This is a genomic window from Acinetobacter sp. 1207_04, assembly GCF_052850415.1.
Genome location: NZ_VXCQ01000011.1, coordinates 40,243 through 52,776 on the forward strand (window position 1 = coordinate 40,243; position 12,534 = coordinate 52,776).

12 protein-coding genes are annotated in these 12,534 nt (G+C 37.0%); 9 read left to right on the forward strand and 3 right to left on the reverse strand.

What is annotated here, in order from left to right:
* The first annotated feature begins 34 nt into the window (after nucleotides 1-34).
* Nucleotides 35-772, forward strand: coding sequence for a histidine phosphatase family protein (locus FW754_RS11125; protein ID WP_409510492.1), 738 nt, complete (start codon nucleotides 35-37; stop codon nucleotides 770-772).
* A 112-nt stretch (nucleotides 773-884) separates the two neighbouring features.
* On the opposite strand, the gene FW754_RS11130 is transcribed toward FW754_RS11125, so the two are convergent.
* Both FW754_RS11130 and rpsT read right to left on the reverse strand, forming a co-directional pair.
* Entirely contained in the window at nucleotides 885-2,060 is a 1,176-nt protein-coding gene (locus tag FW754_RS11130; protein WP_446324674.1) for a hypothetical protein, read from the reverse strand.
* Nucleotides 2,061-2,372: 312 nt separating this feature from the next.
* Nucleotides 2,373-2,639, reverse strand: coding sequence for a 30S ribosomal protein S20 (rpsT, locus tag FW754_RS11135; protein ID WP_409510490.1), 267 nt, complete (start codon nucleotides 2,637-2,639; stop codon nucleotides 2,373-2,375).
* A gap of 214 nt (nucleotides 2,640-2,853) precedes the next feature.
* Here rpsT and FW754_RS11140 point away from each other — a divergent pair, with 214 nt between their 5' ends.
* From FW754_RS11140 to FW754_RS11175, 8 genes are all read left to right on the forward strand, one after another.
* Nucleotides 2,854-3,528 carry an NAD(P)H-binding protein gene (locus tag FW754_RS11140; protein ID WP_409510489.1) on the forward strand — a complete coding sequence of 225 codons (675 nt, stop codon included), beginning with the start codon at nucleotides 2,854-2,856 and terminating at the stop codon, nucleotides 3,526-3,528.
* A gap of 11 nt (nucleotides 3,529-3,539) precedes the next feature.
* Nucleotides 3,540-4,046 (forward strand): ribonuclease E activity regulator RraA, encoded by a 507-nt coding sequence (gene rraA / locus FW754_RS11145; protein ID WP_419346714.1) that lies wholly within the window; start codon nucleotides 3,540-3,542, stop codon nucleotides 4,044-4,046.
* Nucleotides 4,047-4,097: 51 nt separating this feature from the next.
* Nucleotides 4,098-4,886 carry a glutathione S-transferase N-terminal domain-containing protein gene (locus FW754_RS11150; protein ID WP_446324675.1) on the forward strand — a complete coding sequence of 263 codons (789 nt, stop codon included), beginning with the start codon at nucleotides 4,098-4,100 and terminating at the stop codon, nucleotides 4,884-4,886.
* A 129-nt stretch (nucleotides 4,887-5,015) separates the two neighbouring features.
* On the forward strand, nucleotides 5,016-5,372 hold the full coding sequence (locus FW754_RS11155; protein WP_446324676.1) for a hypothetical protein: 357 nt from the start codon (nucleotides 5,016-5,018) through the stop codon (nucleotides 5,370-5,372).
* Between the two features lie 8 nt (nucleotides 5,373-5,380).
* The gene (locus FW754_RS11160; protein ID WP_446324677.1) at nucleotides 5,381-6,061 is read left to right on the forward strand and encodes a hypothetical protein; all 681 of its coding nucleotides are present in this window, start codon (nucleotides 5,381-5,383) and stop codon (nucleotides 6,059-6,061) included.
* Nucleotides 6,062-6,443: 382 nt separating this feature from the next.
* Nucleotides 6,444-9,902, forward strand: coding sequence for a transcription-repair coupling factor (gene mfd, locus FW754_RS11165; protein ID WP_446324724.1), 3,459 nt, complete (start codon nucleotides 6,444-6,446; stop codon nucleotides 9,900-9,902).
* 236 nt (nucleotides 9,903-10,138) lie between these two features.
* Complete coding sequence (locus tag FW754_RS11170; RefSeq protein ID WP_409510484.1) at nucleotides 10,139-10,573, forward strand: HIT domain-containing protein; 435 nt, start codon at nucleotides 10,139-10,141, stop codon at nucleotides 10,571-10,573.
* Nucleotides 10,574-10,644: 71 nt separating this feature from the next.
* Nucleotides 10,645-12,093, forward strand: a complete 1,449-nt coding sequence (locus tag FW754_RS11175; RefSeq protein ID WP_409510483.1) for an adenylate/guanylate cyclase domain-containing protein — start codon at nucleotides 10,645-10,647, stop codon at nucleotides 12,091-12,093.
* A gap of 90 nt (nucleotides 12,094-12,183) precedes the next feature.
* On the opposite strand, the gene fdx is transcribed toward FW754_RS11175, so the two are convergent.
* The gene (gene fdx, locus FW754_RS11180; protein WP_409510482.1) at nucleotides 12,184-12,522 is read right to left on the reverse strand and encodes an ISC system 2Fe-2S type ferredoxin; all 339 of its coding nucleotides are present in this window, start codon (nucleotides 12,520-12,522) and stop codon (nucleotides 12,184-12,186) included.
* Nucleotides 12,523-12,534 lie beyond the last annotated feature (12 nt).

Here is a 12,534-nt window from a genome sequence, read left to right on the forward strand (position 1 = left end):
ATAGTGAATGACCCTTTATGCCATTCGAGAAATTATGTCGCTTAATTTACTGCCTGAAAGTATGCTCAGAGCAATGGATTTACTGCCGACAGCTCAAGTGCCTGTCACCTTATTTACACGACATTCATTGCGTGAAATTGTGGATGGTCGAGGTTTGTCAGGATATGACTTACAACTGACCTCTCAGGGGCGAGAACTTGCATATGCATGGGGAGAATGCCTGATTGAAAATACAGATCGTGTGATTCAGCACTGTATTTCAAGTCCAATCCAGCGTTGTGTCGATACTGCTGCATTGATGATTGAGGGTGCAGATGCAGTTTCTGCTAAAAATAATACTCATCATATTGAAATTATTGAACAAGGCTTATTGGTTGAGCCAGGTAGTTTTGTGCTTGATATTAAGCAAGCAGCACCTTATTTTCGTGAACAAGGTGCATTAGGTTTTATCAATAGCTTTGTTAATAATGCTTTGCCTGGAATGAAACATTCTATTCGGGGTGTTCTGGATGTACTTGAATTAATTTATGAAACTCACCCAACCAATAACAATGGTTTAAGTTTGGCTGTAAGCCACGACACTATTTTGGCCGCAATTATTGCAGTGATATCAAGACGTACCCACATTGATCAATCGGAATGGCCTGAGATGATGGAAGGTTTATTTGTATGGTTTGAGGGGGATGATTTTGCAGACAGTCAACTGAAATGGGTTTGGCGAGGCCAGTTGGGGTCATTGTCTATTCGGGAGTTTCAGCGCTTAGAGTGGTAAAGTGCTAGAGAAAATAAAATTTAAAAATGGTGGTTTTCGTGTACTGGTCTATAAAAAGTAGGTTATAGAAAGTCTTAACCTACTTTTTGATGATTTAAACATGTTAATCGTATTATATTTCAGCATCGCCTGTGCTTAAATCAAGCCAATATTTTGCTTGTCTGATATCTTTTTTAGTGCCTATTCCTTGCTCATACATTTCGGCTAAACGACGTTGTGCATCTTCGTGTCCTGCTTCGGCTGCGAGTTTGTAATATTTAAAAGCCTGTTTATTATCTGTTTTAATTTTATCACTATTATCGTAAATTTCAGCGGCATTAAAATAGCCTTCATCTGAACCTATTTCACCAGCTTTTTTATACATCTCTAAAGCAGTTTGAATATCATTGCTTTGTTTATAAATAAGACCAAGATTTTCGTAAGCAATTTCATTACCTAATTTAGCAGCTTGCTTGTAGTAAGCAATAGCTTTGGTCATATCTGTTTGAATGTTATCTTGACCATCATGGTAAATAACTCCAAGGCTATTGAGTGCATAGGCATGGTTTTGGTTTGATGCGAGTGTTAAATATTCGACAGCTTTTTTAGCGTTTGGTTGTATTTCTTCCAAGCCATCTTGATAAATTCGTCCAAGTTGATATTGGGCTTCCGCATGATTTTGTTTTAAGGCTTGTTCATACCAATAAAGAGCTTTTTTAGCATTAATTTCAACACCCTCTGTACAGCCAAGATGATAGGCATTGGCAAGTTCGAGTTGTGCATCAAGATAACCCTCTTTGGCAGCTGTAGTAATGAAAGAAAGCCCTTTATTCACATCTTGTTTGATGCCTTGTCCATCTAAATACATTTTGCCAACATTATATTTGGCTTTGGAAAAACCCAAGTTCGCGGCTTTTAAAAACCATTTCATGGCTTCTGGATTATTTTCTTCAACGCCGAAACTATTATTATATAAATAACCAATGCTATTCATACCTGATGGGTTATTTGCAGCGGCAGCTTTTTTTGCCCATTGCATTGCGAGTGCATAATCAAAATAATCAGCTTCTTCATCCATATATTGGCGTGCGAGTTCAGCTTGTGCAGGAACATGACCTGCTTCAGCAGCAGATTTAAGCAGTTCAAAGGCTTGTGCATACTTCTCTTGTTTGAGTAAGACTTCAGCTTGTTGAAATTGTGTAGTTGATACGTCTGATGTGGCAAAGCTAAGACTTGATGTGGTGAATAGTAAAGCACAAAGTAAGTTTTTTGCTATAAAGAGAGGAGTATTTGCTTGTATTTTTATCATATCGTAGATTATTAATGTAATGAATTATAGAAATAATATGTCAAATTTGAATGTAAAACCATAAAAAATATAAAGTGGTTATCAAAAAATAATAGCCAAAAGAAACAAATCCGCTTTGAATGAATTTAAATAATAAAATGGTGGAAAAACAATTTTAAAATTGAAATGATTTAGTTATTTTTTAAATTTAGTATTACGTTTTTAATCGCTAATTTTTTACGTTTGAATCTGTTTTATTTTCAACGATTAATGACCAAGATTGTTTTTACAGACACAAAAAAAGCCCTTGCGGGCTTTTTTCACATGCATAAATTAGTTAGCTAACGCTTTAACTTGTGCATTTAAACGGCTCTTATGACGAGCAGCTTTGTTCTTATGGATGATGCCTTTATCAGCCATACGATCGATTACTGGAACAGTCGCTTTGTAAGCTTCTGTTGCAGCTGCATGTTCGCCAGTAGCGATTGCAGACAAAGTACGTTTGATGTAAGTACGAACCATAGAACGTAAGCTTGCGTTGTGTTTACGTGCTTTAACGTTTTGACGAGCACGTTTTTTTGCTTGAGCAGAGTTTGCCACTCGTGCACTCCTTGAATTAGATTGGTCTGGGCGGGCTGAAATAACAACTGAAAACCAACATCAGAAGATTTTCACCAGCCCGTAAACGAGTGCCACATTGTGATTAAATGGAGCGCTAAAGTCAAGTCCTGACAGAGTTTGGCTACATTTTTGATGCAGATTTTTCCGAATTAAATCGATAGATTAGGCAGATTGAAAGGGGAATGCTTAAAAAATGACAAATTCGATTAAAAGTGTAATTGTAATAGGTGCAACGGGTCTAGTCGGGAAAAGCTTAATAAAACAGCTGAATCAGCACCCTTTTTGTGAGCAGATTACGGCGGTAGTACGTAAAGAAGATCAAGCGCTGAAAAAATACGCAAAGGTAAGACAGTTTATTATTCATGACTCTTTTTTATTAAGTGAAGATGACGTGAAGGGCTATAGCCAAGCTTTTAGTTGTTTGGGCACGACATTGAAAAAAGCAGGCTCAAAAGAAAATTTTTATCATATTGATTTTGAGATGAATGCACATTTTGCAGATCTTATTGCTAAAACAGATGCACATTATCTTTTGGTGAGTGCAATGGGTGCCAATCCATCATCACGAATATTTTACAATCAAGTCAAAGGCCGCTTGGAACAATATATACAACAACTTGGTTTGCAGCGCGTGTCGATTATCCGTCCATCGCTTTTATTGGGAGAGCGTGAAGAGTCACGAATCCTTGAAGATGCGACACAAAAGTTGTATCGAAAATTCTCAAAATTTGTACCCGATACCTTCAAATATAAGCCTGTGACCGCAGAGCAAGTGGCTCATACTATGGTCGATGCAGCGCAAAGTCAGAATATTCCATTTGAAATTTATGATAATTTACGCATACAGCAACATAAATCAACGATATAAGGAAAACAAACATGCCCGTTCCATTTGTGACTTGTGATTTACTTGATGATAATCCTGAAAAAGATATTCAAACACTTATTCCGTCAATGGATGGACGCTTTTTCCAAAGTTATGGCGCACGTAAAACCTTTGGTGGTCAAATTGTTACAGTAAAATGCTTTGAAGATAATTCACGTGTAAAAGAGTTGTTAGCGACTGACGGTACAGGAAAAGTACTTGTGGTTGATGGTGGGGCTTCTATGCGATGTGCGCTGATGGGCGATATGATTGCAGAATCAGCAGTGAAGAATCATTGGAATGGTGTGGTTATTTATGGTTGTGTCCGTGATATTGATGCACTTGCAGAACTTGATTTAGGGGTGCATGCATTGGCAGCAATTCCACGAAAAAGTAATCGTAAAGGCATAGGCGAAGTGGATGTGCCATTGTATTTTGGTAGTGTAAGCTTCAATTCAGGTGAATATATCTATGCAGATAATAACGGAATTGTGGTTTCAAAAGAAAAATTGGTCGATTGATCATTTATAAGATAGATAAAAACCGGGTAAGAAAAACCCAAGGATAGCAAAATGGTGCATCATCAAATTAAAGTAGTACAGGCTTTAGCATCTACAATTACTGCAGGTGGTCGAGGGGCAAATGGCACAGCATTTCCTATTCAACCTGAAAAAGCTTTAAAGTTGTATGAGTTTGAGGGGTCACCATTTTGTCGCCGTGTACGTGAAGTTTTAACTTTATTGAACTTGGATTATGAAGTGTATCCATGTCCAAAGGGTGGCACCAAATACCGTAAAATCGTTAAAGAACAAGGTGGTAAATTACGTTTTCCATATTTTGTCGATGAAAATACTGAAACGGCAATGTATGAGTCGGTTGATATTGTAGATTATTTATTTAAACATTACGGTAAAAGTGGTACGACACCGAAAAAATATGCACATTATCCAAAATATCCTGTAGTGGCTTTTGCAGGAACATTGATTAATGGTGCGCGTGGTGTATGGATTGATAAAAAAATTATTAATCGGGAAGCGCCAAAAGAACTTTTGGAATTGTGGGGATTTGAGGCAAGTCCTTATACTCGTGTGGTACGTGGTGTGTTAACTGAGCTTGAGTTACCATTTGTTTTTCATAATGTTCCAAAAGAACGTTGGCAGGATCAAGGACCATCAGTTCTACGTTTAAAACCGGGTAAATATATTCCGCTTGCAGGTGGTAAGCGTGAAAAAGTTGTACCTGTGATGGGGCGTCAAAAGAATGATATTCAAGTGCCGTATTTGGTTGATGTAAACACAGGAGCTCAATTGTTTGAGTCAGAAGCGATTGTGAAATATTTACAACAGCAATATGGCGTTTAATTTTCAGTTTAAAAAGCATCCGTAAAGGGTGCTTTTTTATTACTTATTAGAATAGCCTAAGCATTCTAAGTTTTATCATTTATCAAATCAGATTAAACTTCATTTATTGTTAATGTCTGAGATTGAAAGATGCTGAATAAGCTGACAGATTTATTTAAGAGTAAAGAAACCAAAGCAGAAGAAGTGTTTTTGCAAGGAAATAACATTGTATTTAATGCTGAACAGGGTTTTATTGTTGATGGCGTTATCTTAAATATTGAACTGAAAGAACGTCTAGAATACTTTTCGAATCGTAAACTAAAAAATTTTGATGATTTAAATGCTTTATTTTACAAAGCCATTTTAATCAATGAAAAAATTGATTTGGAAATTGCATCAGGGAGATACATAGCACGATTAGGTAATACAGAGGAAAATTTAAAACAATTTAAGAAAATTATTCAGAAACTTAATGACTATTATAAAGAATTTAAAAGAGATAAATAGGAGGGAAAATGGGGATTTCGGCGGGTGGTCTAATTATTCCGTTTAAAGGAACTCTGCAAGAAGCAGTTGCATTGGTCGAAAAGTTGAATAATACAAAGCTTTATAAGAGCTCTGAAATATATTTGGATACACGACTTATTGAAAATTATAGTTTGGCATTTATATCAGATCATTTAATTATCTATCATGCAGATTATTCACTTTCAATGTTTGAAGAAGAGCAATGGAGCAAGAAGTTAAGTGAACTAGGCCTTTTAGATCAGCTGATTGTATTCGGTATGTTTGATAGTGGTGGTTACTATGTTTATGGTATTTTTGAAAATGCTCAGCTTATTCGTTCAATTTCACAAAATGAAGATGAAGGAATTAAGCAAACTGGAATATTATCCGCTTTTGAAGCGAAATGGTTAAATGCTACTGTTTTTTATGAGCTTGAATATGAAGACCATGATGGAGAATGGCAGACTAAAAATATTGAAGGGGCAGATTTTGATGCAGATTCGATAGAAGAGTGGGAAGAAGGAAACATTTGTAAAGTTTACTATATAGATGATCATGAAAATGCTGTACCTCAGCATGATATGGTTTATTTTCTGTTTTCCGAACTAAGTGAACAGATTCTGGGGTGCAATATTTTGAATGTTGAAAATATAAAGTATGTAAATATGAGTACGATAAAGCCTTTATAAAAATGAAAACAACTTCTTAGGATATCGCTAAAGTTGTAGCTGAAATAGAAGATTATTATGTTGTGCTTGCTTTTACATCGGATGATTCAGTAGAACCCAAATGATTTGATTTTGATGCAGAAGTAATTTGCTTGAATTTGCATTGATCTGAAAGGAATCTAATAGATTATAAAAATGATTGAAGTTTATGCTTAAAGCCTGATATTGAAAAATATTGAGTTTATTTTCTTAATTACGCTGCGTGGCAACATTAATTTACGAACGATCGAAGAAATTTTAAAACTTGTATCTCAAATCAATCAACAAGATAAAACAAAATCACTCAACTGTATAAAATCATCATGCTAAACTATCGTCCATGTCTTTTAGACCTTATGCGATTATGTTTAAACAAGCAATCTCTGACCTCAATCTAAAACAACTTAAAGCTGGCGAAAAGCGTTGGATCGGCTCAATGCTAGGTTCATCAGCCGCCTTATTATTTAAAGAAATATCAGAGCAATCCGAACAATTATTGGTACTCATTGGGAAGAATAATCAGCATTTAGGGCAGTTGGAAAGCGAGTTAGAGTTTTATGGCATAAAACCTACGGTTTTTCCAGATTGGGAAATTTTACCTTACGATCGATTATCACCGCATCAAGATATCGTCTCTGAACGCTTATCTATTTTGGCAAACATGCCAAAGAAAGGGATTTTACTGGTTTCCGCGACAACTTTAGCTCAGCGTGTGGCACCAACCTCGTGGGTGCTGGGTGAGCATTTTGATATTAAAGTTGGACAGAAGTTTGACTTAGAACAACAAAAAATGCGCTTGATCCAAGCGGGATATCATTTGGTCGATACCGTCTATGACCATGGTGAATTTGCTGTACGTGGCAGTATTATGGATATTTATGCTTCGGGGCAGAGTGCGCCGATTCGTATCGATTTATTTGATGACGAAATTGATAGCTTAAAATTCTTTGATCCAGAAACACAGCGCACAACCGATAAACTTGAAAATTTTATTGTGCTTCCTGCAAAAGAATTCCCATTGAAAAAAGCACGATCAGTGTTTCGTGATCGTTATGCTGAAAGTTTTCCAACAGCAAATCCGAAAAAAAACCCGATTTATCAAGATGTCATGGAAGGCATTGCATCTCCTGGTCTCGATTTTTATTTCCCGCTATTCTTTAGTCCTGAAGCAATGAAAGCGCAAAGTAGCCTGACATCGTACTTACCAAGTAATGCTATTGTCATTACAGACCAATATATTGATGAAGGTCTAGTGAGTTTTTGGAAAGATGTCATGCGACGTTATGAAGATCGTCGTCATAATATTGATCAGCCGTTATTGCCACCTGAGCAAATTTTTATTCAACCCAATCAGTTGTATGAATATTTCAATCAATTTCCAAGAATTATTGCATCGAATGAGCCAATAGAAGTCAAAGCAGGCGCTTTCAATTTACATGTGGAAGAACCTGCTAAGCTTCCTGTCGATCCTAAAAGTGAGCAACCCTTTAAGGTTGTGAAAAAATATGTCGATGATGCCAATCATCCTGTTTTGCTCGTTGCAGAAAGTGCAGGTCGCCGTGAAACCTTAAAAGATGCATTACGTGCGAGTTTGGGTGAAATTCCTGTGGTTGAAAATTTTGCTGCTTTTCAGCAATCAAACTTTTCAGTTGCCATTACCCATGCGCCACTTGATCGTGGTTTAGTGATTACCGATGATTTATCTGTTATCTCAGAAAATCAGTTATATGAACATCGTGTGGTACAGCGTCGCCGTAAACGCCAACAAGAAGTGTCTGAAGAATTCTTAGTTAGAAGTCTAACTGAATTAAGTTTAGGTGCGCCTGTAGTGCATATAGATCATGGTGTGGGACGTTATGCTGGTTTGGTGACGCTGAATATTGATGATCAAGATTATGAGTTTTTACAGCTGAACTATGCAGATGATGCCAAAGTTTATGTCCCTGTAACCAATTTACATTTGATTAGTCGTTTTAGTGGTGGTGATCCTGATTTAGCACCACTGCATAAATTGGGCACAGATGCTTGGAATAAGGCAAAACGTAAAGCACTTGAACAAATTCATGATGTTGCGGCTGAGTTATTACATATACAGGCGCGCCGTCAGTCGAAACCAGGTATTAGTTTTGAACTTGATCAAAGCAGTTATATGCAATTTTCAAGTGGATTTGCTTATGAAGAAACCTTAGATCAGGCAAATGCGATTGAAGCAACTTTGCATGATATGCAATTGGCGAAACCAATGGATCGTTTGGTCTGTGGTGATGTGGGCTTTGGTAAAACAGAAGTTGCGATGCGTGCAGCTTTTGTTGCTGTACAGAACAATAGACAAGTGGCTGTGCTTGTCCCGACAACATTGCTTGCACAGCAACATTATGAATCCTTTAAAGATCGTTTTGCTGATTGGCCCATTCGTATAGAGGTTTTATCACGTTTTGGAACAAGTAAAAACCATACCAAAACCATTGCTGATTTAGCAGATGGTAAAGTCGATATTGTGATTGGTACGCATAAAATTTTGCAGGAAAATATTCAGTTTAAAAATTTAGGTTTAATGATTGTTGATGAAGAGCATCGCTTTGGTGTGCGTGATAAAGAGCGTATTAAAGCCATGCGTGCCGATGTTGATATGCTCACTCTCACTGCGACGCCTATTCCAAGAACGCTGAATATGGCATTTAGTGGCATGCGTGATTTATCCATTATTGCGACACCACCTGCTCGTCGTTTGGCAGTAAAAACCTTCATTAATGAACAAACTGACGACACCATGAAAGAAGCAATTTTGCGTGAAATATTGCGTGGTGGGCAGGTTTATATTTTACATAATGAAGTCGATACGATTGAGCGAGCAGCGGAAAATGTTAGAAATTTAGTGCCAGAAGCACGTGTAGCCGTAGCACATGGGCAAATGCGTGAACGTGAACTCGAACAAGTCATGCAGCAGTTCTATCATAAAGAATATAACGTCTTGGTGTGTTCAACGATTATTGAAACAGGGATTGATGTTCCAAATGCCAATACCATCATTATTGAACGTGCTGATAAATTGGGCTTGGCTCAACTGCATCAGCTTCGTGGACGTGTAGGACGTTCACATCATCAAGCTTATGCATATTTAATGGTGCCATCAATCAAAGGCTTAAAGGGTGATGCAGAAAAACGTTTAGATGCGATTTCTCGTGCCTCAACTTTGGGTGCAGGTTTTATGCTTGCGACTGAAGATTTAGAAATTCGTGGTGCGGGTGAGCTTTTGGGCGAGCAACAAAGTGGTTCAATGAATGCCATTGGCTATAGTTTGTATATGGAAATGCTTGAGAAAGCGACTAAAGCCATTCAACAAGGTAAAACACCAAACTTTGATGCACCATTATCATTGACTGCTGAAATTACTCTGCATATGCCTGCACTAATTCCCGATGAATATTTGGGTGATGTGCATCAACGCCTCATGTTTTATAAACGGATTAGTAATACTGATACACAAGAAAAACTCGATAATATTCGCATGGAATTGATAGATCGTTTTGGTGTGCCTCCACAACCCGTTAAGCAATTGTTTAGCGTGCATCAAATGCGCATTAAAGCTGAACAATTGGGTATAACCAAAATTGATATTGGAAAAAATGGCGGGGCAATTGAATTCTCTCCTGATACGCCTGTTCAAGCCATCAGTATTATTCAATTAATGCAAAAGCACCCAACATGGTTCCGTATGGAGGGGGGGCAACGTCTACGAGTTATGGTCATGCTTGATGAAGCAGATAAGCGAATTCAGTTTATGACCGACTTATTGAATAACCTGCTTAGTGAAATCAAATAGGCTCAGATTGTTCAGTTAATGTGTATATTTTTTTAATTTAGAGTATCTAACTGAACAGTCAGAAAATTTTTATAGTAGTGCTTGAAATATTATCGAGATTGTTTAAAGTAGAGCTGTGATCTATTACAGCTCAAACATGATTTATTTGTACTAAAACACAATACTAGCAATATTCACACTAAAACTGATGTGTTAGTATTACTTCATCATTCTAATTTTGCGTCATTTATAAAGATATGTTTAGTTTGCATCCACAACTTGCTCAAGATACATTTTTTGTCGGCGATTTTCCGCTTTCAACATGTCGTTTAATGAATGATATGCAATTCCCATGGCTTATTTTGATTCCACGTGTACCTGGAATTACAGAGCTATATGAATTGAGCCAAGCTGACCAAGAACAATTTTTACGTGAATCAAGTTGGTTATCGAGCCAATTATCACGTGTTTTTCGTGCAGATAAAATGAACGTCGCTGCACTTGGAAATATGGTGCCACAACTACATTTTCATCATATAGTACGCTACCAAAATGACGTTGTTTGGCCACAGCCTGTATGGGGTACACCTGCTGTACCGTATTCAAATGATGTGTTGGCACATATGCGCCAAACACTGATGCTTGCTCTACGCGGTCAAGGGGATATGCCTTTTGATTGGCGTATGGATTAAGTTGAAATAAGTACAAAATAAAGGTACTCGCAGGAATAGAGTACCAATCTGGGATTGGAGTGAAATAGTTCGTGCCATTTGATCGCATGCTTGATAAAGAGCCTGAGCAATTTGAAGTTTTTCTTCGTGCGATAGGCTACACGATCATCAGTCTAATGGTGACGATTTATTATTTCACTTCACCTATTGCAAATTATCAGATTTACTTTCCTTTATTTTTACTGTTTATTTTTTTGATTAGTCCACGTTTATCGCGTTGGATTCAATATAGATTTGACAGTAATGTTCGTAAAAATGTTTATTTCCTAATTGATGTTGTGGTTGTGGCAGTGGCCTTAGCTGCAGTACATCTGAGTTTAGTTGTATCATTTGTCTGTGTTTTTGCATTGGTTTATACCGCACTTAATAGCAAAATTTCATTTCTCATTGCTTCACTTTCTTGGCTTATTGCAATTATTGTTTTTTACCTAAGCATTATTTTTGTATTTGGTTTTGATGATTATTTTCAGCAAACAAGCCCTGAGCTCTCTGTTGTTGCTTTTATGAGTATTATGCTCTTTATCTGTATTGGTAATTATTATCAAAGTCGCCGTGTTATACAGATTGATCAACAACGTGAAAACTATTTTAATGAAATGAATCGCTATATTGAATTGTCTAATCAACTCAGTCGTTATGCGCCTTTACAGTTGTGGCAGTCCATTATGCGTGGTGAGTCGGAAGCAAAACTTGAATATAAGCGTAAAAAAATCACGATTTTTTTCTCAGACATTCAGGGTTTTACTGAGCTTTCAGAATCCCTTATTCCTGATGATTTAGCATTTTTACTGAATGATTATTTGAGTCATATGACTGAAATTGCCAAGCAGTATGGTGCAACCATTGACAAATTTATGGGCGATGCCATCCTAATTTTCTTTGGTGATCCAGATTCGCAGGGTGTAGAACAGGATGCGCGTAACTGTATCGAAATGGCACTGATGATGCGCCAACAGATGAAATTTTTACGTGAGCGTTGGGTGAAAATGGGTTATGCACCATTACATGTTCGCATGGGGGTGAGTACAGGATATTGTCACGTTGGGAACTATGGTGCGGTACATCGTATGGCGTATACCATTGTAGGGCGTGATGCGAATCTTGCTGCACGTCTACAAAGTGCTGCTGATATTGATGAAATTCTAATTTCTGATGAAACTCATCGTTTAATTAAAAACTTTTATCTTTGTGCACCGCAAGAGCCGATTGAACTGAAGGGTATTCAAGGTCTTGTAAAAACTTGGCAGGTGATGGAGCGTTATTCTCAAAGTCGCAATGAAAATCAACAGTGGTTTGATTATGAGTATAAAGGCTTTCATTTGGTGTTGAATCTTGAAGAAGTACAAAATTTTGAATATTCAGAACTTATTCAAGTAATGGAAAAAATGGTTAAACGTATTCAAATGCAACAGCAATTGACTAATTCTCAGGGTATTGCAAAATTAAAAGTAGAAGATGAAGTCGACTTGCCAACACATTGATGCTAAATTTTTTATTTATTTGGTATAAAAGAAAGTAAAAAAACCACTCAATTTGAGTGGTTTTAATCTTTAAAACTATATCGTTTTAAATTAATGATTTTCAGATGCATGGTTGAGTGTATATTTTGGAATTTCAATTTCCAAATCTTCATCTGTAATTTTTACTTGGCATGACAGGCGAGAATCGGGTTCTAAGCCCCAAGCACGATCGAGTAAGTCAGCTTCAATATCATCCATTTCTTCTAGATTATCGAAACCTTTGCGAACGACAACGTGACATGTTGTACAGGCTTTAGACATGTCACAAGCATGTTCAATTTTGATGCCATTTTCAAGTAAGCTTTGGCATAAATTTGCATCCGCTTTCACTTCAAACTCAGCACCATTCGGACAAATCGTTGCATGTGGTAAGATTTTAATACGTGGCATAGTCTTGTCCTA

Bases quoted from the DNA above. Each gene is read 5' to 3' on its own strand.
- FW754_RS11125 (WP_409510492.1), top strand. From the start codon at position 35: ATGTCGCTTAATTTACTGCCTGAAAGTATGCTCAGAGCAATGGATTTA.
- FW754_RS11130 (WP_446324674.1), bottom strand. From the start codon at position 2,060: ATGATAAAAATACAAGCAAATACTCCTCTCTTTATAGCAAAAAACTTA.
- FW754_RS11140 (WP_409510489.1), top strand. From the start codon at position 2,854: ATGACAAATTCGATTAAAAGTGTAATTGTAATAGGTGCAACGGGTCTA.
- rraA (WP_419346714.1), top strand. From the start codon at position 3,540: ATGCCCGTTCCATTTGTGACTTGTGATTTACTTGATGATAATCCTGAA.
- FW754_RS11150 (WP_446324675.1), top strand. From the start codon at position 4,098: ATGGTGCATCATCAAATTAAAGTAGTACAGGCTTTAGCATCTACAATT.
- FW754_RS11155 (WP_446324676.1), top strand. From the start codon at position 5,016: ATGCTGAATAAGCTGACAGATTTATTTAAGAGTAAAGAAACCAAAGCA.
- FW754_RS11160 (WP_446324677.1), top strand. From the start codon at position 5,381: ATGGGGATTTCGGCGGGTGGTCTAATTATTCCGTTTAAAGGAACTCTG.
- mfd (WP_446324724.1), top strand. From the start codon at position 6,444: ATGTTTAAACAAGCAATCTCTGACCTCAATCTAAAACAACTTAAAGCT.
- FW754_RS11170 (WP_409510484.1), top strand. From the start codon at position 10,139: ATGTTTAGTTTGCATCCACAACTTGCTCAAGATACATTTTTTGTCGGC.
- fdx (WP_409510482.1), bottom strand. From the start codon at position 12,522: ATGCCACGTATTAAAATCTTACCACATGCAACGATTTGTCCGAATGGT.